This window comes from Bradyrhizobium sp. AT1, from assembly GCF_001590795.1.
Taxonomy (GTDB): domain Bacteria; phylum Pseudomonadota; class Alphaproteobacteria; order Rhizobiales; family Xanthobacteraceae; genus Bradyrhizobium.
The window spans coordinates 6,500,873-6,524,247 of the sequence record NZ_JXDL01000001.1 but is presented as its reverse complement, the minus strand read 5'-3'; the positions used below and the strand labels follow the sequence as shown (position 1 = coordinate 6,524,247).

At 64.3% G+C, this 23,375-nt stretch carries 20 protein-coding genes; 13 read left to right on the top strand and 7 right to left on the bottom strand.

Annotated features, from left to right (window positions below; all coding sequences use genetic code 11):
* Positions 1-12: 12 nt before the first annotated feature.
* The gene (locus tag SE92_RS30235; protein ID WP_063201770.1) at positions 13-585 is read right to left on the bottom strand and encodes an STM3941 family protein; all 573 of its coding nucleotides are present in this window, start codon (positions 583-585) and stop codon (positions 13-15) included.
* 202 nt (positions 586-787) lie between these two features.
* Here SE92_RS30235 and SE92_RS30230 point away from each other — a divergent pair, with 202 nt between their 5' ends.
* The 6 genes from SE92_RS30230 (at position 788) to SE92_RS30205 (ending at position 3,585) form a co-directional block, all read left to right on the top strand.
* Positions 788-1,411 carry a hypothetical protein gene (locus SE92_RS30230; RefSeq protein WP_063201768.1) on the top strand — a complete coding sequence of 208 codons (624 nt, stop codon included), beginning with the start codon at positions 788-790 and terminating at the stop codon, positions 1,409-1,411.
* A 37-nt stretch (positions 1,412-1,448) separates the two neighbouring features.
* On the top strand, positions 1,449-1,898 hold the full coding sequence (locus SE92_RS30225) for a DsrE family protein (protein ID WP_063201765.1): 450 nt from the start codon (positions 1,449-1,451) through the stop codon (positions 1,896-1,898).
* Positions 1,899-2,149: 251 nt separating this feature from the next.
* Positions 2,150-2,473, top strand: a complete 324-nt coding sequence (locus SE92_RS30220) for an ArsR/SmtB family transcription factor (protein WP_063201762.1) — start codon at positions 2,150-2,152, stop codon at positions 2,471-2,473.
* A complete protein-coding gene (locus tag SE92_RS30215) occupies positions 2,470-2,901 on the top strand; it encodes an SRPBCC family protein (protein WP_063201759.1) in 432 nt (143 codons plus the stop codon). Before SE92_RS30220 ends, SE92_RS30215 begins: the two co-directional genes overlap by 4 nt.
* Before the next feature lie 40 nt (positions 2,902-2,941).
* On the top strand, positions 2,942-3,151 hold the full coding sequence (locus SE92_RS30210) for a hypothetical protein (RefSeq protein WP_157095746.1): 210 nt from the start codon (positions 2,942-2,944) through the stop codon (positions 3,149-3,151).
* A complete protein-coding gene (locus tag SE92_RS30205) occupies positions 3,148-3,585 on the top strand; it encodes a DUF1801 domain-containing protein (protein WP_063201754.1) in 438 nt (145 codons plus the stop codon). The genes SE92_RS30210 and SE92_RS30205 overlap by 4 nt, the downstream gene beginning before the upstream one ends.
* Before the next feature lie 201 nt (positions 3,586-3,786).
* Here the strand turns inward: SE92_RS30205 and SE92_RS30200 are convergent, their stop codons facing one another.
* The 4 genes from SE92_RS30200 to SE92_RS30185 all read right to left on the bottom strand — a co-directional run bounded on the left by SE92_RS30200 (position 3,787) and on the right by SE92_RS30185 (position 9,545).
* On the bottom strand, positions 3,787-5,325 hold the full coding sequence (locus tag SE92_RS30200; RefSeq protein ID WP_063201751.1) for a SpoVR family protein: 1,539 nt from the start codon (positions 5,323-5,325) through the stop codon (positions 3,787-3,789).
* Positions 5,322-6,599, bottom strand: a complete 1,278-nt coding sequence (locus tag SE92_RS30195; RefSeq protein ID WP_198172961.1) for a YeaH/YhbH family protein — start codon at positions 6,597-6,599, stop codon at positions 5,322-5,324. Before SE92_RS30195 ends, SE92_RS30200 begins: the two co-directional genes overlap by 4 nt.
* Positions 6,600-6,629: 30 nt before the next feature.
* Positions 6,630-8,573 carry a PrkA family serine protein kinase gene (locus tag SE92_RS30190; protein WP_063201745.1) on the bottom strand — a complete coding sequence of 648 codons (1,944 nt, stop codon included), beginning with the start codon at positions 8,571-8,573 and terminating at the stop codon, positions 6,630-6,632.
* Positions 8,574-8,870: 297 nt separating this feature from the next.
* Positions 8,871-9,545, bottom strand: a complete 675-nt coding sequence (locus SE92_RS30185; protein ID WP_063201742.1) for a hypothetical protein — start codon at positions 9,543-9,545, stop codon at positions 8,871-8,873.
* Between the two features lie 299 nt (positions 9,546-9,844).
* Here SE92_RS30185 and SE92_RS30180 point away from each other — a divergent pair, with 299 nt between their 5' ends.
* The 6 genes from SE92_RS30180 to SE92_RS30155 are packed head-to-tail and all read left to right on the top strand — an operon-like array spanning position 9,845 to position 17,346.
* Positions 9,845-12,694: a bifunctional transaldolase/phosoglucose isomerase gene (locus SE92_RS30180; protein ID WP_063201739.1), complete on the top strand. Its 2,850-nt coding sequence runs from the start codon at positions 9,845-9,847 to the stop codon at positions 12,692-12,694.
* A 13-nt stretch (positions 12,695-12,707) separates the two neighbouring features.
* A complete protein-coding gene (gene gnd, locus SE92_RS30175; RefSeq protein ID WP_063201736.1) occupies positions 12,708-13,706 on the top strand; it encodes a phosphogluconate dehydrogenase (NAD(+)-dependent, decarboxylating) in 999 nt (332 codons plus the stop codon).
* Positions 13,707-13,733: 27 nt separating this feature from the next.
* On the top strand, positions 13,734-15,245 hold the full coding sequence (gene zwf / locus SE92_RS30170; RefSeq protein ID WP_063201733.1) for a glucose-6-phosphate dehydrogenase: 1,512 nt from the start codon (positions 13,734-13,736) through the stop codon (positions 15,243-15,245).
* Positions 15,242-15,991 (top strand): 6-phosphogluconolactonase, encoded by a 750-nt coding sequence (gene pgl / locus SE92_RS30165; RefSeq protein ID WP_063201729.1) that lies wholly within the window; start codon positions 15,242-15,244, stop codon positions 15,989-15,991. Before zwf ends, pgl begins: the two co-directional genes overlap by 4 nt.
* Positions 15,978-16,508: a gluconokinase gene (locus tag SE92_RS30160; protein WP_063201726.1), complete on the top strand. Its 531-nt coding sequence runs from the start codon at positions 15,978-15,980 to the stop codon at positions 16,506-16,508. Before pgl ends, SE92_RS30160 begins: the two co-directional genes overlap by 14 nt.
* Positions 16,509-16,533: 25 nt before the next feature.
* Positions 16,534-17,346: a Cof-type HAD-IIB family hydrolase gene (locus tag SE92_RS30155; RefSeq protein WP_063201723.1), complete on the top strand. Its 813-nt coding sequence runs from the start codon at positions 16,534-16,536 to the stop codon at positions 17,344-17,346.
* An 80-nt stretch (positions 17,347-17,426) separates the two neighbouring features.
* Here SE92_RS30155 and SE92_RS30150 read toward each other — a convergent pair whose 3' ends face one another.
* Both SE92_RS30150 and malQ read right to left on the bottom strand, forming a co-directional pair.
* Positions 17,427-19,226, bottom strand: a complete 1,800-nt coding sequence (locus SE92_RS30150) for a glycoside hydrolase family 15 protein (protein ID WP_063201720.1) — start codon at positions 19,224-19,226, stop codon at positions 17,427-17,429.
* 30 nt (positions 19,227-19,256) lie between these two features.
* A complete protein-coding gene (malQ, locus tag SE92_RS30145) occupies positions 19,257-21,218 on the bottom strand; it encodes a 4-alpha-glucanotransferase (RefSeq protein ID WP_063201717.1) in 1,962 nt (653 codons plus the stop codon).
* Positions 21,219-21,419: 201 nt separating this feature from the next.
* Here malQ and SE92_RS30140 point away from each other — a divergent pair, with 201 nt between their 5' ends.
* On the top strand, positions 21,420-23,366 hold the full coding sequence (locus tag SE92_RS30140; protein ID WP_063201714.1) for a maltotransferase domain-containing protein: 1,947 nt from the start codon (positions 21,420-21,422) through the stop codon (positions 23,364-23,366).
* Positions 23,367-23,375: the final 9 nt, after the last annotated feature.

Genomic DNA, 23,375 nt, shown 5'->3' with positions numbered 1-23,375 from the left:
GACGGCAGTGCTTTAGTGCGCAGGTTCGGGTTCAGTCTTGGGATGGGCGGTGTAGGCCAAGCGACCGGCGTTCCAATATTGCTTGCAGGTCTCGAGCAGCGTTTCGCCGTCGATGGTCAGGCCGCCGGGATTGATGAGCACCCCCTCCGCGCCGACGGCTTTGTTCATCAACGAGACGATGCGCTTCAGTAGACCGGCATCGAAGCGATCGGCGACGAGCGGATCGAGCTTGAGCACCACGATCACCTGACTGCGATACTGCCAGGCCGATATGTCCCGCACGGATCGCCAGGAGATGGTGTCATCGGCAATGCGGGTGTCGCGAATGCCGACGCGGGTGATGAAAAGGACCGGCTGCCGGGTCGAGACCAGCCGCCACAGCGTCCTGCAGGTCACGAACCCGAACAGCACGACACCTAGAGAGCAGGCCGCGATCTGAAACTCGGAGAGCGTCTTGGCGTGAAACCAGTTGAAGGCGACCGCCGCGCACAGCAGCGTCAGCGGCAGGCCGGCGGCCAGCATCTTCAGCAGCCGCGGCACTGAATAGCCAATCGCAAGGCTGGGCAAGTTCTGACTTACGGACATTGACCGTCACCAGTCATCTGCGGCAACCGGGGGTTTACCGACCTCATCCTTCAGGACTGTTAAGGCGGGAACCTTGTGCGAAGCTGCCCGCGAAACCGGCGGCCGGGCGGGGTTGAACGCGCCGCTCGCCGTCTGCGACTAACTGCCAGTCGCCCCCCGCTCGTTGCGGGTCGACGACGGTTCAAACGCAAGGCATGCGATCATGAAGCTTGCTGTTGTCCTGCCACTCGCCCTTGCCGCCTTCGCCGGCCTCGCCCATGCCGACGACGCCGACAAGGTCCGCGAGACCACCAAGGCCGAAGTCGATGCCTTCAATGTGCGGCTCTACGGGGCGACGCCCGGCGACAAGGCCTATGCCTGCTTCGTCCGCCGCTATGACGCCGAGCATCTGGCGCGGCATCCCAAGCAGAAAGTGGCGTCCATGAAGCTGCTGATCTCGGCGGAAGCCGACAAGGAGGACAAGCGGCTGCACAATTCCTTCCGCCTGGGCTTTCGCTACCGCCATCGCTCCGGCGATTTCGACTCCAGCGGCTCGTGCGGCAGCCACGCGGTGCTGCTCAGCCAGGGCGACGAGGTGCGCATGGGCTGCGGCGTCGACTGCGAGGGCGGCGGCATTGAGGTGGCGCTGTCCAAGGACAACAAATCGGCCATCATCCGGCTCGAGCAGGTCCGGGTCTGGCAGAACAACAAGCCGGATGACGAGGCGGAGCATGCGCTGGTCGCCGGCGCCGATGACAAGATCTTCCGGCTCGACCGCACTGACAACAGTGAATGTGCAGGGCTGGTGACCGACCGCAAGGAACTCGCCGCGCTCCGCCACAAGTGATATCTGTCCGGCGACGCCAGGTTTGAGGGAGATCGCCATGAACCGCCGGAACATCTTGTGGAGCGCCGTCTCGGCTTTGGGCGCGGCATTTGGCGCCTCGCGTGCGCAAGCCGCGACGGACGCCGGCGCGGGCGACAAGCTGAAGGTCGTCTATCACCTCAGCGACGCCGAGAAGGTCAATTTCGTGCTCGGCAACATCCAGAACCATATCGACGGCGTCGGCGGCCCCGAGCATGTCACGATCGCTCTGGTGATCCACGGTCCGGCGCTGAAGGCCTTTCACGCTGGCCAGGCCAACCCCGATCTCAGCAAGCGCGTCGGTGAATTCTCCAAGGACGGCGTCGAGCTCGCGGCCTGCGGCAACACGATGAAGGCGCAGAACGTCACGCTGAAGGAGCTGCTGCCGGGGTTCGTCAGCGCGGAGAAGGGCGGCGTGGTGCGTTTGGCCGAGCTGCAATCGCAGGGATATTTGTATTTGCGGCCGTAGGGCGCGCTTGTGGCACCCCCGTTTGATCCGTCATTGCGGGCGTAGCGACTTGTCCGCCGAAGCCTTGGCGAAGGCGGAAGCAATCCAGAATCGTTCCGCGCGGGCAGTCTGGATCGCTTCGTCGCAAAGGGCTTCTCGCGGTGACGTGGAGAGGGCTGCGCCAGCCACGGCCATCTCAGCCGTCTCGCACTTGACTTACCCATAACTCCAAGATTATGAATTTATCCATAACTTCTCGGTTATGGATTGCCATGTCCCCCGCCCCCGATCTCCTGTTCAGGACGCTCGCCGACCCCACAAGGCGGGCGATCTTCGAGCGGCTGTGCCGCGAGGGCGAGCAGACGGTCGGGGCGCTGACGGCACGATCCGGGGTGTCGCAGCCCGCGGTGTCAAAACATCTCGGCGCGCTGAAGCAGGCCGGCCTGGTGCGTGACCGCCACGAAGGACGGCAAACCCATTACAGCGCGCTGCCCGGCGCACTCGATCCGCTGGTCGACTGGACCAGCCAGATGGCCGGCTTCTGGCAGAAGCGGCTCGACGCGCTCGACGATCTCCTGAAGAGGATGGACCAATGAACGAAGCCTCAAGCCAGACGCGCTCCGTGGTCGTCGAGCGTGAATTTGCCTTTCCGCCCGAGCGGCTCTGGCGCGCGCTGACGCAGCCGCATCTGATCGAGGAATGGCTGATGAAGAACGACTTCAAGCCATCGGTCGGCCATCGCTTCAATCTTCGCGGCGAATGGGGCGGTGTGCTGGACTGCGAGGTGCTCACCATCGAGCCGCAGAAGAGCCTCGCCTACACCTGGAATTTCTCGCATGAGGATGCGGCGTTCGACCTCAAAAGCGTCGTGACCTTCACGCTGACACCGACCGGTGCGGGCACGCATCTGCGCGTCGAGCAGGCCGGCTTCGGCCCGACGCAGAAGCAGGCCTATGGCGGCGCGCATGCCGGCTGGAAGCAGTTCTTCACCAAGCTGGACGAGGTGCTGGCGCGAGGTGCGTGAGCACGTCCGTTTCGATCATTGCAAAGGAGGTCCGTTGACCATGTGGATCCGACAAACCCATCGCTGGCTGTCCATGGCCTTTACCATCGCGGTGATCGCCAACATCGGCGCCATGATCATGCAGCTCGATGCCGCCTGGATCGGCTTCCTGGCGCTCGTGCCGCTGATCCCGCTGCTCGCGACCGGCCTGTATCTGTTCGCCCTGCCTTATCTCGGCCGACGCGGCGCGCGGGGCGAGGCAAGGTCATGAAGAAGGCGGTGGCGAAGACGAGCGCGGCGAAGGCGACGGAGGGAGCCTCGCCCGCCAAGCTGATCGACGGCAGGATCAAGGAGCTCGGCGATTGGCGCGGCGAGACGCTGGCGCGGGTCCGCGGCCTGATCAAGGAGGCCGCCCCTGATGTCGTCGAGGAATGGAAATGGCGCGGCGTCCCCGTGTGGGAGCACGACGGCATCATCTGCACCGGCGAGACCTACAAGGAAGTGGTGAAGATGACCTTCGCCAAGGGTGCGGCGCTGGCGGATCCGGCCGGCCTGTTCAATTCCAGCCTCGACGGCAACGTGCGGCGCGCGATCGACATTCGCGAGGGCGAGAAGATCAACGAGAAGGCGCTGAAGGCGCTGATCCGCGCGGCGGTGGAGCTGAATGCGAGCAAGAAGAAGCCGGCGAAGAAGCGATCGCCATAGAGCAGCCGGTGTCCGCGATCCTTTTCCTTCTCCCCTTGTGGGAGAAGGTGGCGCGAAGCGCCGGATGAGGGGTATCTATCGGCACTGGGGATGTCGAGAGATACCCCTCACCCAAGTGAGCTTGTATCTGCCGGCGTCGCTGCCCTCTCCCACAAGGGGCGAGGGCACATCAACGCGCATCTCTCCGTGTGGCCGCCCGCCTCACGCCACCGCGGCCGCGATCGGGCGCGGGCTCACGACGTATTCGCGCAGGACCTTGTCGCTCGCGTCGACCTCGATCAGCGCGACGTCGTAGGTCCAGAGATCGGCGAGGTGCTGCAGCACCCGCTTGGCGTCGGTCTCGTTGAGCTGCGAGCCCTTGATGACGTGGTGGTGCAGGATCAGCCGGCGGTCGCCGGAGAGATCGACGTCGACCACTTCGATGTTGGCGTCGATGTAGCCGACATCGTGCTGCCGCGCCAGTTCGCGCCGCACGCGGCGGAAGCCACGCTCGTCGTGGATGGCATCGACGCGGATTCCGGCGCGCTCCTCGGGATCGTCGTGCAGGTGGAACATGCGGAGGTGCCGCATCAATTTGGGACTCAAGAACTGGCCGATAAAGCTCTCGTCGCGGTAATTGGCCCAGACGTCGCGCAAGACTCCCATCACGTCGTTCTTGCCGGCGATATCAGGGAACCACTCGCGATCCTCGTCCGACGGACTGGTGACGATACGCTCGATGTCCTGCATCATCGCAAAGCCGAGCGCATAGGGATTGAAGCCCGAGAAGCGCGGATCGTCGAACTCGGGCTGGAACACCACGTTGGTGTGCGAGCCCAGGAATTCGAGGAAGTTGCCGTCGGTGATGCGGCCTTGCTGATGCAGCTTGGTCATGATGCGATAGTGGACGTAGGTCGCCGTCCCCTCGTTCATCACCTTGGTCTGGCTCTGCGGATAGAAATATTGCGCGATGTGGCGGACGATGCGCAGCAGCTCGCGCTGCCATGGCGCGAGGCGCGGCGCGCTCTTCTCCAGGAAATAGAGCAGGTTTTCCTGCGGCAGGCCGAGCAGCTTGCGGCGCCGTTCGAGGGAAATCGCTGACCGGGTCTTCGACGCCCCCTTGGGCACGGTGCGCCAGAGGTCGTTGAAGACTTCCTCCTCGTGCTGGCGGCGACGGCCGGCACGCTTCTCTTCCTCGCGCAAATCCAGCTTCTTCTTGCCCGGATAGCGGTCGATACCGTGCGACATCAGTGCATGCGCCGCGTCCAGCGTGCGCTCGACCTCGGTGCGGCCGTAACGCTCCTCGCATTGCATGACGTAATTCTTGGCGAAGTCGAGATAGTCCAGGATGCCGTCGGCGTCGGTCCACTGCTTGAAAAGGTAGTTGTTCTTGAAGAAGTGGTTGTGGCCGAAAGCAGCGTGCGCGATCACCAGCGTCTGCATCGTCGCCGTGTTCTCCTCCATCAGATAGGAGATGCAGGGCGAGGAGTTGATCACGATCTCATAGGCAAGCCCCATCAGGCCCTTGCGATAGGACGCCTCGTGATAGGCGAACTGCTTGCCGAACGACCAGTGCTTGTAGAACAGCGGCATGCCGACGGAGGAGTAGGCATCCAGCATCTGCTCGGCGGTGATGACCTCGATCTGGTTCGGATAGACGTCGAGCCCGAGATCCCCCAGCGCCACCTCCTCGCAGGCATCGGTGATGCGCTGCAAGGTGTGGAAGTCCCAATCCGCGCCTTCGAACAATCGTTCCGTCATGGAGCGGCTTTCTCCTGGGCAGTCTCGCGACGCTGAAACAAATCGTGGAACACCGGAAAGATCTCGCTGCGTTCCGAGACCTTGCGCATCGAGAGCGGCGCGCCGCTGTTGCGCAGGCGTTCATAGAGGGTCCAGAGCGAGGAATCGGAGAGATCGAAGGCGCTGCCGCCGGATTCTCCGACCTCGAGATAGGCAAAGAATTGGCAGACCGGCAGGATCTTGTCGGTCAGCAGCATGCCGGTGAGCTCGCCGTCGGAATAGGAATTGTCGCCGTCGGAGGCTTGCGCGGCATAGATGTTCCAGTCCGACGGATTGAAGCGCTCGCGCACGATCTCGTGCATCGCCTGCAGCGCGCTGGAGACCAGCGTGCCGCCCGAGGCCGGGCCATAGAAGAAGGTCTGCTCATCGACCTCCTCGGCGCGATCGGTGTGGCGGATGAAGACGATCTCGACATGCTTGTAGCGGCGCTTCAGGAACACATAGAGCAGCATGTAGAAGCGCTTGGCGAGATCCTTCATGTGCTCGGACATCGAGCCCGACACGTCCATCAGGCAGAACATCACCGCCTGCGCCACCGGCCGCGGCACGGTCTCGAAGCGACGGTAGCGGATGTCGAGCGGATCGATGAAGGGAATTCGCTTGGTCTTCGCCTTCAGCTTTTCGAGCTGGGCGAGCAGCACCTCACGCTCGTCCTCGTCGGTACATGCGGCGATCGCGGCTTCCAGCTCCTCGATCTCGTCCTTGCGGGGACGCTTGAGCGCGATGCGGCGCGCCAGCGCCAGCCTTACCGTCCGGCTTACTGAAATATTGGCGGGCGAGCCCGACGTGGTGTAGCCGGCGCGCTGGATGCCTTCGCTCTCGGTCTGCGCGATCTTGCGCTTGGCGAGGTCCGGCAGCTCGAGATCGTCGAGGAAGAGATCGACGAACTCGTCGCGGGAGAGCACGAAGCGGAACGCGTCCTCGCTGTCGCCTTCGCCGGGACCGGAATCCTTGGCACTGCCCTGGCCGGAGCGCTGCAGATAATCGCCCTCGATGAACTTCTTGTTGCCGGGCAGCACCATGTCGCGCGTTCCGCCTTCGCGGCGGAATCGCGGCTCGTGCATGCCGTCGAGGGGGATCGTGACTTCGCCCCCCTCCAGGACGTCCTTGATGTCGCGTTCCTGCGAGGTCTTCTTGACGGCGCCCTGCACCAGGGATTTGGCCCGACGCAAGAACCGCTGGCGGTTCTCAAGACTCTTGCCGCCTGGATTCAGGCGCCTGTCAATAATGTGAATGGGCACTTGACCATTCGCCTCCCATCCGCCTCAACCGGCCTGCTTCACGCGCATGTACCATTCGACGAGCCGGCGAACCTGACGCTCGGTGTAGCCGCGCTCCACCATGCGTGCGACGAACTCGCCATGCTTCTTCTCCGTCTCGCCGTCCTTCTTCGACCCGAAGGAGATGACCGGAAGCAGGTCCTCGACCTGGGAGAATATCCTCTTTTCGATCACGTCGCGAATCTTCTCGTAGGAGGTCCAGGTCGGATTTTTGCCGCCGTTCTGGGCCCGCGAGCGTAACGAGAATTTGACGACCTCGTTGCGGAAGTCCTTGGGGTTGGCGATACCCGCCGGCTTCTCGATTTTCGTCAGTTCCTGGTTCAAAAGCTCGCGATCGAGCAGCTGGCCGGTGTCCGGATCCTTGAAGTCCTGGTCCTCGATCCAGGCGTCGGCATAGTCGACGTAGCGATCGAACAGGTTCTGGCCGTAATCCGAGTAGGATTCCAGATAAGCCTTCTGGATCTCGTTGCCGATGAACTCGGCATAACGCGGCGCCAGATCCGCCTTGATGAATTCGAGATAGCGCTTCTCGACTTCCTCCGGCAGCTGCTCGCGGCGGATCGACTGCTCCAGCGCGTACATCAGATGCACGGCGTCGGCGGCGACCTCCTGCGGGTCGTGGTTGAAGGTCGCAGCCAGGATCTTGAACGCGAAGCGGGTGGAGACGCCGTCCATGCCCTCGTCGACGCCGGCGGCGTCGCGATATTCCTGGACGCTGCGCGCCTTCGGATCGGATTCCTTCAGGCTCTCGCCGTCGTAGACCCGCATCTTGGCGTAGATCGTGGAGTTCTCGTGCTTGCGCAGGCGCGACATCACCGAGAACCGCGCCAGCGTCTCCAGCGTCGAGGGCGCGCAAGGCGCCGATGCGAGCTCGGAGCCCTGGATCAGCTTCTCGTAGATCTTCTGCTCTTCGGTGACGCGCAGGCAGTACGGCACCTTGATCACGCAGATGCGGTCGATGAAGGCCTCGTTGTTCTTGTTGGCCTTGAAGCTCGCCCACTCGGCCTCGTTGGAGTGCGCGAGGATCACGCCGGTGAACGGGATCGCGCCGATGTTCTCGGTGCCGATATAGTTGCCTTCCTGCGTCGCGGTGAGCAGCGGATGCAGCATCTTGATCGGCGCCTTGAACATCTCGACGAACTCGAGCACGCCCTGGTTGGCGCGGTTGAGGCCGCCGGAATAGCTGTAGGCGTCCGGGTCGTTCTGCGCGAAGGTCTCGAGCTTGCGGATGTCGACCTTGCCGACCAGCGAGGAGATGTCCTGGTTGTTCTCGTCACCGGGCTCGGTCTTGGCGATGCCGATCTGGCGCAACCGCGACGGCTGGATCTTGGCGACGCGGAACTGAGAAATGTCACCGCCGAAGGCTTCCAGCCGCTTGTAGCACCACGGGCTCATCAGGCCGGTGAGACGGCGGCGCGGAATGCCGTACTTCTCCTCCAGCATCGGGCCGAGCTGATCGGGATCGAACAGGCTGAGCGGACTTTCGAACACGGGCGAAAGTTCGTCGCCGGCCTTGAGCACGTAGATCGGGTGCACTTCCATCAACGACTTCAGCCGCTCGGCGAGCGAGGATTTGCCGCCGCCGACCGGGCCGAGCAGATAGAGGATCTGCTTGCGCTCTTCGAGGCCCTGCGCCGCATGGCGGAAGAAACCGACGATGCGCTCGATGGTTTCTTCCATGCCGTAGAAGCCGGCGAAGGCCGGATAGGTCCGGATCGTGCGGTTCAAAAAAATACGGCCAAGGCGTGGGTCCTTGGCCGTGTCAATCGTCTGGGGTTCACCGATCGCTGCTAGCAGTCGTTCGGCCGCGTTCGCGTATTTCATGGGATCGCTTCGACACGATTCCAGGTATTCCGCCATCGACATGTCGTGCTGGCTTCTCGCCTCGAACGACCGAGCGAAAGCGTTGAATAGAGAATCGTTGTACATGATCCCTCTCCGCGTGAGTTCCGCCACAAGCTGAAACGAAAGCAGTTACCGGACCGTTCCTCAGGCCGTTTCGAATCAGCGTGAGCACATGACGTTCATTGGACACCCTGGTGCCAACACGACGCAACGCACAACGTAGGCAGTCGCTGAGTTACGAACAGGCACCTGCCCGTAATTTGTGCGAATCTCTGTCTATATTGGCTCATTTCCAGAAATTGTCACTTGGTCGCAACATCCGGGCGTTACCGGGGATGAGTCCATCCGGCACCGCAGCATAGCGATCGGCGCGCGGCGATCTTATGACGCTTGTACGGCGAAGCCTTGGGTGCCTTGGGTGCCTTGGGTGCCTTGGGCGCCGCGTTCATCTTCCTGCTGCAATGCGGTGCGCGGACTGCCGGCAGCATTGTGACAGTCGCGACAGGCGCGCAGCACTGTATCAAAATCGGCCGCCAGCCCCTCGGACCGGATCACGATACGATTGTTCTGCGCACCGCGGGCCAAATTGCGGATGCTGCAGAGCTGGCGCCGCAAGCCCGGCGTCGGCGTCAGCACGATCATCTTGTAACCGCCGCGTTCTTCAGCCGAAATCTCCGCAATCGAATCCCACGGCAGAAATTCATTACCGATGCGGAGATCGCGGATGCCGTAGGGCGTGACCACCACCACCGGTCCCCGCTCGGTGGGAAGCATCCAGATCAGCCGGATCGTCAGCAAGGCGAACACCACAACGCCGGCAAATCCGACCATCGTGTCGTAATCGCCAAGACCATCCCACCAGTCGAAGGCGAGGCTGGCGCTGAGCAGGGTCATGGCAAAGCCCGCCGCAACCAGCAGTCGCAGCGGGGTCGCACAGGGGCTGATTTCGAGATCGCGGGATGCGTCGACGCTTCCGGCGGGCGCGGCCGGCTGCAGACTGCCGGCGAAGGGGAGATCGTCAGATTGTGCGTACATGCTTTGCCCCAGCATGGCCATTCGCGACCGAGCCACGATGCACCAGACGGACCCTGATCCGCTGATGGCACTCCACCCAGCCACTGGCTAACCCAACGAAGCGGCCGACGTTACGCAACGGCCGAACCTTCGGCCAACGACTTTTTACGGAACAACAGCTACTGCCGCCCGGATCGCCATGATCGCGACGGAGTTACACTGGAGGGTATGACGCCTGGACCCTTGATTGGTTCCCTCCGGGGAGCATGTACGTTAGAGGATAGCGCGTCAGGACCGGCGCGGAAACCCCTCGCCCGCAGGCTTGGAGAGAAATAAGCATCATGAATCCCGTCAAAGAACTGGAAAAGCACGGCCAGGCCGTCTGGCTGGACTTCCTCGCGCGCGGCTTCATCGCCAAGGGCGACCTGAAGCGGCTGATCGACACCGACGGCGTCAAGGGCGTCACCTCCAATCCCTCGATCTTCGAGAAGGCGATCGGCAGCTCGGACGAATACGACGCCCCGATCGGCAAGGCGCTGAAGCGCGGCGACCGGACCGTGGCCGATTTGTTCGAGGCCGTCGCGGTCGAGGACATCCAGAACGCCGCCGACGTGCTGCGCCCGGTCTACGACCGCCTCAAGGGCGGCGACGGCTATGTCAGCCTGGAGGTCTCGCCCTATCTGGCCATGGACACGTCAGGCACGGTGGCCGAGGCGCGGCGGCTGTGGAAGGACGTTGACCGCAAGAACCTGATGGTGAAGGTGCCGGCGACGCCGGAAGGCCTGCCCGCGATCGAGACGCTGATCGGCGACGGCATCAGCATCAACATCACGCTGCTGTTCTCCAAGGCGGTCTACCTGGAAGTGGCCGAAGCCTACATCGCAGGCCTCGAAAAATACGTCGCCGGCGGCGGCGATCCATCGCATGTCGCGAGCGTGGCGAGCTTCTTCGTCAGCCGCATCGATGCAGTCGTGGACAAGCAGCTCGACGAGAAGATCGCCCGCGCCAACGACCCGTCTGAGAAGGAGCGGCTCGCCGCGCTGAAGGGCAAGGTCGCGATCGCCAACGCCAAGCTCGCCTACCAGGATTACAAGCGCCTGTTCTCGGGTCCCCGCTGGGACAAGCTCGCCGCCAAGGGCGCGAGGCCCCAGCGCATGCTGTGGGCCTCGACCGGTACCAAGAACAAGGATTACAGCGACGTGCTCTATGTCGAGGAGCTGATCGGCCCCGACACCATCAACACCGTGCCCCCGGCAACGCTCGATGCATTCCGCGACCACGGCAAGCCGCGCGACAGCCTGGAAGAGAACGTCGACGACGCTCGCCGCGTGCTGGAAGAGCTGGAGCGTTCCGGGATCTCGCTCGACGCCATCACCGAGGAGCTGGTCAAGGACGGCGTCAAGCTGTTCGCGGATGCCGCCGACAAGCTCTACGGCGCGGTCGCGCACAAGCGCGCCACCGTGCTCGGGCCGGCGCTCGACCGGCAGCAGCTTTCGCTCGGTGACGGGCTCGGCAAGGCCGTGGCTGAGAGCACCGAGGAATGGCGGGCGTCCGCGAAAATCCGCAGGCTCTGGCAGCGCGACAAATCGGTCTGGACCGGCGCGGATGAGGACAAATGGCTCGGCTGGCTCGACAGTGCCGCCAAGGCCGACGTCGCCGATTACGAAGACTATGCGGGGCGCGTGAAGGGCCAGAAATTCTCCGATGCCGTCGTGCTCGGCATGGGCGGATCGAGCCTGGGCCCCGAGGTGCTGGCCGAGACGTTCGGCAAGAAGCCCGGCTTCCCGAAACTGCACGTGCTTGACTCCACGGATCCGGCCCAGGTCCGCGCGATGGAAGCGAAGATCGACATCGCCAGCACCGTGTTCATCGTCTCCAGCAAGTCCGGCGGCACCACCGAGCCGAATGCGATGAAGGACTATTTCCATGCGCAGGTGGCCAAGGCGGTCGGGCCGACGGTGAAGACCGGCCATCGCTTCATCGCGGTGACCGACCCGGGCTCGTCGCTCGAGAAGGCGGCGAAGAAGCTGAACTACGCCCGCATCTTCCATGGCGAGCCCTCGATCGGCGGCCGCTATTCGGTGCTGTCACCGTTCGGCCTGGTGCCGGCGGCAACGGCCGGCATCGACGTCAAGACCTTCATCAAGCATGCCCTGGCGATGGCCCGCTCCTGCGGACCGGACGTGCCGCCGAGCGAGAACCCGGGCGTGCAGCTCGGCCTCGCCATCGGCCACGCCGGCCTCGAAGGCCGCGACAAGGTGACGATCCTGGCCTCGAAGAAGATCGCCGATTTCGGTGCCTGGGCCGAGCAGCTCATCGCGGAATCGACCGGCAAGGAAGGCAAGGGCCTGATCCCGATCGAGGGCGAGCCGCTGGGCGATCCCGCGGTCTATGGCAACGACCGGCTCTTCATCGACATCCGCATCGAGGGCGAGGCGGACGCTGCCCATGACTCCAAGCTTGCCGCGATCGAAGCGGCCGGCCACCCCGTGGTGCGCATCGTCATGAAGTCGGTCGACCATCTCGGCCAGGAGTTCTTCCGCTTCGAGATGGCGACGGCGGTGGCAGGCTCGATCCTCGGCATCAACCCGTTCGACCAGCCGGACGTGGAAGCCGCCAAGATCAAGACCCGCGAACTGACGGCCTCGTTCGAGAAGACCGGCGCGCTGCCGGCGGAGGAGCCGGTGGTCAGCACGGACGAAGCCGACCTCTACACCGACGAGGCCAATGCCACGGCGCTGCGCGCCGCCGGCGCCAATGGCGATCTCACCTCCTGGCTCAAGGCGCATCTCTCCCGCTCGGGCGACGGCGACTATGTCGCCCTGCTCGGCTACATCGCGCGTGACAAGGCGACGATCGACGCCCTTCAAGCCATGCGGCTCGAGGTGCGCGAGAAACGCCGGGTCGCGACCTGCGCCGAGTTCGGACCGCGCTTCCTGCACTCGACCGGGCAGGCCTACAAGGGCGGGCCCGACAGCGGCGTGTTCCTCCAGATCACCGCAGACGACGCCAGGGATCTCGCGGTGCCCGGCCAGAAGGCGAGCTTCGGCGTGATCAAGGCGGCGCAGGCGCGCGGCGATTTCGACGTGCTCACCGAACGCGGCCGGCGCGCGCTGCGCGTGCACCTCAAGGGCGGCCTTAAGAAGGGTCTCGCCGCACTCAATGCGGCGCTCAACGACGCGCTGAACTAAGGGATTATTGCAGATGCAACTCGGCATGATCGGCCTCGGCCGAATGGGCGGCAACATCGTTCGCCGCCTGATGCGCCACGGGCATTCGACCGTGGTCTACGACAAGGACGCCAAGGCCGTCGCCGGCCTCGCCGCGGACGGCGCGGTCGGCTCGGCGACGCTCGAGGAATTCATCTCGAAACTCGAGCGCCCCCGCACCGCCTGGGTGATGCTGCCGGCCGGGCACATCACCGAGACCACGATCAATACGATCGCGGGCGTGATGCAGGACGGCGACGTCATCATCGACGGCGGCAACACCTTCTGGCAGGACGACGTCCGCCGCGGCAAGGCGCTGAAGGCGCGCGGCATCCATTATGTCGATGTCGGCACGTCCGGCGGCGTCTGGGGCCTCGACCGCGGCTATTGCATGATGATCGGTGGCGAGAAGGCCGTCGTCGACCGGCTCGATCCGATCTTCGCCGCGCTCGCGCCCGGCGCGGGCGACATTCCGCGCACGGAGGGGCGCGATGGCCGCGATCCTCGCATCGAGCAGGGTTACATCCATGCCGGCCCCGTCGGCGCAGGCCACTTCGTCAAGATGATCCACAACGGCATCGAATACGGCCTGATGCAGGCCTACGCCGAAGGTTTCGACATTCTCAAGAATGCCAACATCGAGGCGCTGCCGGAGGATCATCGCTACGATTTCGATCTCGCCGACATCGCAGAAGTGTGGCGGCGCGGCTCGGTGATCCCGTCCTGGCTGCTCGACCTCACCTCGACCGCGCTCGCCGACAGTCCGCAGCTTTCGGAATATTCCGGCTTCGTGGAGGATTCCGGGGAGGGACGCTGGACCGTGAATGCCGCGATCGACGAGGCCGTGCCGGCTGAAGTGCTGACCGCCGCGCTCTACACACGTTTCCGTTCCCGCCGGGAACACACCTTCGCCGAAAAAATTCTCTCCGCGATGCGTGCGGGGTTCGGCGGCCACAAGGAGCCGAAGCAGCCGGGCGCTTCGAAGCCCAAATAAGACGCAACAAGCGAAGGCCAATCGTTCGTGACAAAAGACCCGCAAGCCAAGCGCAAGCCGGAAAATTGCGCCTTCGTCATTTTTGGTGTGACCGGCGATCTCACTCACCGCCTGGTGATGCCATCACTCTACAATCTGGCAGCCGAGCACCTGTTGCCCGAAAAGTTCTGCGTCGTCGGCGTGGCCCGCAAGAGCCAGTCCGATGACGAGCTGCGCGACAGCCTGATGAAGGGCCTGCGCGAGTTCGCGACGCGTCCCATCGACGACGACACGGCCAAACGACTTCTGGAATGCGTGACCTTCGTCGAGGCCGATCCGAAGGATCCGCCGTCGTTCGATCGCCTGCGCGAGCACCTGGATTCGCTGGAATGCGCGCAGGAGACTGGCGGCAACCGGCTGTTCTACCTCGCCACGCCGCCGGCTGCGTTCGCGCCGACCGCGCGCGAGCTCGGCCGCACCGGCATGATGAAGGAGAACGGCGCCTGGCGCCGCCTCGTGATCGAAAAGCCGTTCGGAACCGATCTCGCTTCGGCGAAGGCGCTCAATGCCGAGCTCTTGAAGATCATGGAGGAGCACCAGATCTACCGGATCGATCATTACCTCGGCAAGGAGACGGTGCAGAACATCCTGGTGCTGCGCTTCGCCAACGGCATGTTCGAGCCGATCTGGAATCGCAATCACATCGACCACATCCAGATCACGGTCGAGGAGAAGCTCGGCGTCGGCCATCGCGGCGGCTTCTACGATGCCACCGGCGCGCTGCGCGACATGGTGCCGAACCATCTGTTCCAGCTGATGTCGCTGGTCGCGATGGAGCCGCCGGCGCGCTTCGACGCCCATTCGGTCCGCTCCGAAAAGGCGGAGGTGCTTACCTCGATCCAGTTGCCGAGCCGGGAGGATGCGCTGAAGAACTCGGTCCGCGCGCAATATCTCGCAGGCCGCGTCGGCGACGAGGATGTCCCGGATTATCGCAAGACCGAGGACGTCAAACCCGGCAGCACCACCGAGACCTTCGTTGCGCTGAAGCTGATGATCGACAATTGGCGCTGGGCCGGCGTTCCCTTCTATTTGCGCACCGGCAAGGCGCTCGGCCACAAGCGCACCGAGGTCGCGATCAAGTTCAAGCAGGCACCGTTGTCCATGTTCTCGGGGACCGACGTCGACCGTCTGTCGCAGAACTTCCTCACCATCGGTATCGCGCCGAGCGAAACCATCGAGCTTCAGTTCAACGCCAAGATCCCGGGGCCGAGCATCACGATCGACGGCGTCGAGATGAAGTTCAAGTACGGCGACTATTTCCAGGCCGATCCCTCGACCGGCTACGAGACGCTGATCTACGACTGCATGATCGGCGACAACATCCTGTTTCAGCGGGCCGACGGCATCGAGGCCGGATGGCAGGCGGTGCAGCCGTTCCTGGACGCCTGGAAAAGCGCCGGCACCAACGGCATCGAGACCTATGAAGCCGGCAGCGATGGGCCGGCCTGCGCCGACGAGTTGCTGCGGCGCGACGGGCGAAGCTGGCGGAAATATTCGTGACGGGCACAGCACAGCCGAAGCTGATCGTTGCCGCCGACGCGGAGGCGCTGGCACGGTCCGCGGCAGAGCGGGTGATGGCGCGGATCGCAGCCAATCCCGGCCGCATCGCAATCTGCCTCACCGGCGGCTCCAGCCCGAAGAAGCTCTATGAACTGCTCGGCAGCGATGCGTATCGCGGCAAGATCCCGTGGCAGCGCGTGCACTGGTTCATCGGTGACGAGCGCTTCGTTCCCGAGAGCGATCCTCTCAACAACATGGCGGTCGCGCGCGCGACGTTTCTCGACCGCGATGCGCCCTCCGGCCATGTCCATCCGATCCCGACCACCGCCGACGATCCCGATCGCAGCGCCGAGGCCTATGCGCGCGAGCTGCAGGCCTTTTACGGCGCCGAAGACCTCGATCAGGCGCGGCCGCTGTTCGACCTCGTCCTGATGGGTGCGGGACCGGACGGCCACACCGCCTCGCTGTTTCCCGGCTTCCCCGAAATCGAGGAGACCGAACGCTGGGTCGTCGGGGTGCCCAAGGCCAATGTCGCGCCCTTCGTGCCGCGGGTGTCGCTCACGCTGCCCGTCCTCGCGTCGTGCTACGAAATGCTGTTCGAGATTGCCGGCCACGACAAGCAACCGATCTTGACGCGCCTGCTCAATGGCGAGACTCTGCCGGCGTTACGCGCGCGCTCGAAGGGTGAGACCGTCTGGCTGGTCGACAGGGCCGCGCTTCCGGAGGGAATTCGTGGCGGGCGTTGAAGTACCTTGTGCATTGATCGTGATGGGCGTGTCGGGCTCGGGCAAGAGCACGATCGCGGAAGCGCTCGGCCAGCGGCTCGGCTGGCGTTTCGAGGACGGCGACAGCTTCCATCCCGCCAGCAATGTCGAGAAGATGCGGGCCGGCCATCCCCTCACTGACGAGGACCGCTGGCCCTGGCTCAACGCCATCGCCGACGAGATCGAGCGGGTCTGCGGACAAGGTGGTCACATCATCATCGCCTGCTCGGCGCTGAAACACACCTATCGCGACGTGCTGCTGCGCGGACGCGACGACGTCCGCTTCGTCTTCCTGAAGGGCACGAAAGAGCTGATCGCCGAACGGCTCGCGCAGCGCAAGGGCCATTTCATGCCGCCCGGGCTGCTGACGAGCCAGTTCGACACGCTGGAGCCGCCGGAGGCGGGCGAGCACGTCATCACTGTCTCGATCGACGAGACCGTGGAGGCGATCGTCGACGGCATCGTGCGGCAACTGAAACTGGCCAGCGCGAAACGCTGAGGCAAGAGGAACGCTAGGTCCTGCCATGACGCAAATCTCACTCGTGGTCTCCGACGTCGACGGCACGCTGCTGACCAAGGACAAGACGCTGACCGAGCGCGCCAGGTCCGCAGTGCAGCGGCTGCACAAGGCCGGCATCGGCTTCACCATCACCTCCAGCCGTCCCGCCATCGGCATGCGCTTTCTGATCGAGCCGCTGGCGCTTTGGCTGCCGGTCGGCCCGTTCAACGGATCCTCGATTGTCGATCCCGAGATGAGGCCGGTCGAGCAGCATCTGATCCCGGCCGGAGCGGCCGAGCGCGCCTTGCAGATCCTTCGCGAGTTCGGCGCCGACATCTGGCTCTTCACCACCGACAAATGGCTGATCGACAATCCCGGCGGCAAGTACGTCGCGCACGAGCAGCATACGATCCGCTCCGATCCCACCATCGTCACGGATTTCTCGCCGTATCTCGCCAGCGCCTGCAAGATCGTCGGCGCCAGCGCCGATGCCGCCGGCCTTGCGGCTTGCGAGAAGGCGATGCAGGACGCACTCGGCGCTGAGGCCACCGCCGTGCGCTCGCAGACCTATTATCTCGACATCACCCCGCCCGGCTTCAACAAGGGCACGTTCGTCGAAGCCATGGCCAGGCGCCTGGGGATTGCGACCAGCGCCGTCGCCACCATCGGCGACATGCAGAACGACCTCGCGATGTTCGCGGTCAGCGGCGTCTCGATCGCCATGGGCAATGCCGCCGACAACGTCAAGGACCAGGCGACGCACGTCACCGCGAGCAACGAGCAGGACGGTTTTGCCGAGGCGATGGAGATGATCTTGAAGCGGAATGGGGTGGGTTGAGGCTGACGGCTTCAACTTTCGCTTGCCGCTCCGTACCCACCTCTCCCCAGCGGGAGAGGTGAAGAGCCCGCCTCACCGATCTACTTCGACCGCTGCATCGCCGGCTTCTCGCTCTTCTCCCTTGCCGCCGACAGATTTTGCGCGGTGTTGATCAGAGCGATGTGGGTCAGCGCCTGCGGGAAATTTCCGGTCTGGCGCCGGGCGACTGAATCATATTCCTCGGCCAAGAGACCGACGTCGTTCGCGATGCCGGCTACGCGGTCGAGCAAGCCTTGCGCCTTGTCCAGATCGCCCGACAGCACATGGGCATCAGCCAGCCACAACGTGCAGGCCAGGAACGCGCCTTCGAGCGGCGGCTGGTCCGCGGGCAATTCGCGCGGATCGTGCCGCAGCACGAAGCCGTCTCGCATCAGGCGTGTCTCGACCGCCGCGATGGTGCCGCGGATGCGTGGATCGTCCGCCGGCAGGAAGCCGACCGCCGGCAGTAGGAGCACGGATGCATCGAGCAGTTTCGTGCCATAGGATTCGACAAAGGCGTTTTCCTCCGCGTCAAATCCCCTGTTGCAGACGTCGCGATGAATCGCTTCTCGCAAGGTGCGCCAGTGCAACAACGGCGCCTTGAAGCCGAAGGTCTCGGCGCTCTTGATGCCGCGGTCGAACGCGACCCAGGTCATGACCTTGGAGAAAACATAGTGCTTCGGCTCGCCGCGCCGCTCCCAGATGCCGTGATCGGGCCGGTCCCAGACTTCGGCGAGATGATTGAGCACCGCGCATTCCAGCGCCCAGGTCTCCTCGTCAAGCTTGAGCTTGGCCATGCGCGACTGGTGGAAGGCGTCGATCAGCTCGCCATAGACGTCGAGCTGGAGCTGCGCATGCGCGGCATTGCCGACGCGCACGGGCTTTGCGCCCTCATAGCCGTCGAGCCAGCCGGCCTCCCATTCCAGGAGCCGGCGCTGGCCCCAGATGCCGTACATGATCTGCATGTTCGCCGGCGAGCCGGCCGCCGCACGCAGCAGCCAATTGTGCCAGGCCGAGGCTTCCTCGGTGTAACCCGAGTTCATCAGCGCCAGCAGCGTGAAGGTGGCATCGCGCAGCCAGCAGAAGCGGTAATCCCAATTCCTGCTGCCGCCGAGCTTCTCCGGCAAGGACGTGGTGGGCGCCGCGACGATGCCGCCGGTCGGGCCGAACGTCAGCGCCTTCAGCGTGATCAGCGAGCGCATGATCAGGTCGCGATAATCGCCGTCACGCGTGCAATGGCCGCACCAGTCCTTCCAGAATTGCTCGGTGTCCCCAAGCGCGATCTCCGGGTCGATCGGCTTGGGCGGATCGAGATGCGAAGGGCCGTAGGTCAACACGAACGGCACGGTCTCGCCGGCCTTCACCTCGAAGTCGGAGACCGTGGTCAGATCCTCTCCGCGAGTCTCGACAGGCGTGCGCAGCACGGTCATATCCTGGCCGGCGATGGCCATCAGCGAATGATCGATCCGCCGCACCCAGGGAATATCGGCGCCGAAGCCGAAGCGGATGACGAGCTCCATCCGCATCTTCACCGCGCCATCGAGGCCGCGCACCAGCCGCACGATGTCGGACGCCTTGCCGCGCGGCGGCATGAAGTCGATCAGCGCGATGGTGCCGCTCTTCGTTTCAAAGCGGGTCTCGAGGATGAGAGTGTCGCCAAGATAGCGCCGCGATGTCCTGGTGACGTCCTCGCTCGGTGCGATCAGCCAGCGGCCGTTCTTGTGCGTGCCGAGGATCGCGGCGAAGCACGCATCGGAATCGAAGGCCGGCCAGCACAGCCAGTCGATCGAGCCGTTGCGCCCGACCAGCGCCGCGGTCTCGCAATCGCCGATCAGCGCGTAGTCCTCGATCCTCTGAGACAATGTCGTTCGACCCTGGAGAAGCCCGGCCGGTCAACTCCCGCCGTTCAAGGAGCGTTCCCGCGTCGCGGCTCGCAATGCCGTGAGGTCGACCTTCGCGGTGATCTTGTCGAGCGCGACGGGAAGGCGCTGGCGCCAGTTCGGATGCTCGTCGATCGTCCCGGGAATGTTGGGTTGATCGATCACGCCGAGCAGATCCTCCATCGACACCGCGAGCAGCCGCGACGGCGTGCGCGACAGGAAGGCGAGCACCGAATAGAGGTCGTTGGCCTTGATGCCGTTCTGGCGCAGGATCTCGTCGAGGGCGCCGAGCGCATCCCAGCGCGCCTGGTCGTTCTCGCCGGGATCGAGCCCGAGCGAACGCTTCATCTTGAGATCGCCAAAGGAGCGCCAGCCGGCATAGGTCGACAGATCGTGCGTGTTCAGCGTGACCAGCGCATTGGGCCGGTAATGATCGACGTTGCGGAAATGGCCGGCATCGTCGCGCTCGAACATCATGACGAGATAGGACCAGATGCCGAAATCCTGCATCATCTCGCGGAAACCTTCCGGCACGGTGCCGAGGTCCTCGCCGATCACGATGCATTTGTGGGCCGCGCTCTCGCGCGCCACGGCGCCGAGCAGCGCCTCGAACGGCATCTGCACATAGGCGCCGTTATCGGGCTTGAAGCCGCGCGGCACGAGATAAAGCCGCTTCAAGCCGAGCACGTGATCGAGCCGGATCGCGCCGGCATGGCGCATCGAGGCCGCCAGCATGTCGGCGAACGGCACGAAGGATTGCGCTTCCAGCCCGCCGGCGTTGAAGCCGGCAAGGCCCCAATCCTGGCCGACGGTGTTGAGCACGTCGGGCGGCGCGCCGACGGCGAGATGGCGCGAGATCGCCATCTGCTCGTTCCAGGCATCGAAGCCGTTGGACTGCACGCCGACGGCGACGTCGAGATAGAGCCCGACGCGCATGCCGAGCTGGCTGGCGAGCTCCTTGGCGGCATGCAGCTGGCTATCCGCCGTCCATTGCACGAATTCGACGAACTCGACCTCGCGCTTGTCGGGGCCATTGCGCAGCCCGGCGCATTTGGCCTCGTCCGGCTGCTGCCATTCCACCGGCCACTCCCACCACGGGGCGTTGAAACGATGACGCAGCACCTCGAAGCAGGCAAAGCGCGACAGCAGCGGCGCGCGCTCGGCGCGGAAGGCGTCGAACGCCTTGCGGCGCGCCTCGCTCGCGCTGGTCACGAAGCTGTTGAACGCGGCGCGCAAGGCGAGCCATTTCAACGCCGCCATGTCGGCATAGGGCACGCGATCACCTTCGCGCAGACGGGCGGCGGTCGCGGCTGCGTCGGGCACGAAATCAGCCGAGAATTCGGGAATGGCCTCGACGTCGATATAGAGCGGATTGAGGAACAGCCGGCTGTTCGGCGAATACGGGCTGCAATCGGCCGGGTGGTCGTCGAACAGGACGTGCAGCGGATTGAGCCCGACGCCGTCGGCCCCGAGCTGCTTGGCGAGCCGCACGAGGTCGGCAAGGTCGGTGAAATCGCCGATGCCCCAATTGCGGTTCGAGCGGACGCTGTAGAGCTGCACGGCGAGCAGCCAGCCGCGGTCGAAATCGCCGCCGAAGGCGCGCTCCGGCGCCACGATCATCGGCACCTCTTCCGTCACGCCTTTGTCATCGGTCAGCGTCAGGCGGTGATAGCCGAGCGGCAGGCCGTCAGGCCAGGCGATCACGGGCTCGCGCGTCTCGCCCTGGGCGATCAATTTGCCGTTTGCGCTCAGTTTCCATCGCAGCGGCGGCGCGCCGATGGCCGCCAATTGCGTGCGCGGATGTCCGAGCGCGCGGATCACCACCGGCCCGCTGACGAAGCGGTAAACCCGCTTCTCCGGCAGGGCATCGAGGATGGACTTCAGGGCCACGGGATCGGTGACCCGCAGCTTTCCGAGGGCATCAATGAATTCGGATTGAACGCCCTTGATCCGGGCTTGAGCTAAAAGATCCATTCGGCACGCAGCTTGCAGGCCATTCTCTGGCCGGGGGCATCGATTCTAGAGGTCGCGGAAGAGCTTAGTCGAGGTTAAGTCGCGAGCCGCGCCTGCCGTTCCCTTGGGAACCAATGACACACAAGCGGCTTTCTATTGTGGTACCAAGCGTGGTTCCCGGCAAGGGAAACGGGCTCCTGCTTTCTTGTCAATGGCATCACCGTGAACAAGACAATTCAAACTGTCGAAAGTGCCGCAGCCGGCGGCGCTTTCCTCATCGAAGACATCTATCCCGCGATCGATAGCGGCCGCTTCGCCGTGAAGCGGATTGCGGGCGAACGGGTCGAGGTGTGGGCCGATGTTTACCGCGATGGCGAGGCCGTGGTCAGCGCCGCGCTGCTCTGGCGTCCTGAGCCGGACCGGGAGTGGCGGCGCGAGCCGATGATTCATCATGGCAATGACCGCTGGTCCGGTGCGTTCACGCCAGTCGAGCCCGGCCAATATGCCTATGCGATCGAGGCCTGGACCGATGAATTCGCCACCTGGTCCCACGCCGTCGCGCGCAAGCAGCGAACCGGCGCCGATGTCAGCCTCGATGCGATCGAGGGCGCCGGCCTCCTGACCAAGGCGCATGGCGCGCCGCAGGCCGCAGCAGAGGTCATCGTCAGGCAATGCGAGGATTATCTGCAAACCGGCGACGTCGCCTCGCTGCTTGCGACCGAGCTCGGCGATGCCATGGCCGAGAGCCAGTCCCGGCCCGATTTGACCCGCTCACAGCCCTTCCCGCTGGCCGTCGATCGTGACAGAGCGCGGTTCGGCGCCTGGTATCAGATGATGCCGCGCAGCCAGAGCCGGATCCCCGGCCGGCACGGCACGCTCCGCGACTGCATCGCACGCGTGCCTGATATCGCGGCTATGGGTTTTGACGTGCTGTATTTTGCGCCGATCCACCCGATCGGCCACAGCCGCCGCAAAGGCCGCAACAATGCGCCGGTGGCGAGCGACAACGAACCCGGCTCGCCCTACGCGATCGGCGCCGCCGAGGGCGGCCACGATGCGCTGCATCCCGAGCTCGGCACCATCGAGGATTTTCGCGCGCTGGTCGCGACGTGCCTCGAGTATGGTCTCGAGCTTGCACTGGACTTCGCCGTGCAATGCTCGCCGGACCATCCCTGGCTGACGCAGCATCCGGAATGGTTCAAATGGCGTCCGGACCGCTCGGTGCGGATGGCGGACGGGCCCTATTCGGACATCGTGATCCCCGATTTCGCCTCGGTCGACCGCGTCGGCCTGTGGAACGCCTTTCGCGATGCCATGCTGTTCTGGATCGACCATGGTGTCACCATCTTCGCCATCGACAATCACGACACCGCGCCGCTCGCGTTCTGGGACTGGCTTATCCGCGACATCCGCCGCCGGCATCCGCACGTGATCTTGTTCTCCAAGACGTTTGCGCGGCCGAAGCTGATGAAGGGTCTCGCCAAGCTCGGCTTTGCGCAGTCCTTCACCTATTTCCCCTGGCGCACATCGAGGTGGGAGCTGGAGCAATATCTCGGTGAGCTGACGCGCTATCCCGAGCGCGACTTCTATCGTCCGAACCTGTTCGTCAACACGCCCGACCTGCTGCCCTATCATCTCCAGAGCGGAGACGCCTGGGCGTTCAAGTCGCGCGTTGCGCTGGCGGCGAGCTTGTCGGGCAGCTACGGCGTTTACAGCGGATTCGAGCTGCTGGAGCACGAGGCGATCCCCGGCCGCGAGGAATATCTGGATTCCGAGAAGTACCAGATCAAGCAGCGCGACTGGGACAAGCCCGGCAACATCAAGGCCTATATTGCAGCACTCAACCGCATCCGCAACGACAACGCCGCGCTCCAGCAAACGGCGAATTTGCGTTTTCTGGGCGTCGACGACGGCGAGACCATCGCCTTCGTCAAGGAGGCGGCTGAGCCCGCCAACACCGTCCTCATTGTGATTGCCCTCTCCGGCCATGTGCGTGAATGCTGGCTGCCGCTCGGCGACGTCACCGTTGACGCCGGCGGGCAGCGACACCATGTGACGACACTCGAAAACCTCCTCACCGGCGAACAGTCCCGCATCGAATGGGGCGGGATCAGGTTGCGTATCGATCCCGACCGCGATCCGGCGCTTCTGTTCCGCTGCATGGCGTAAGGGGGCCGC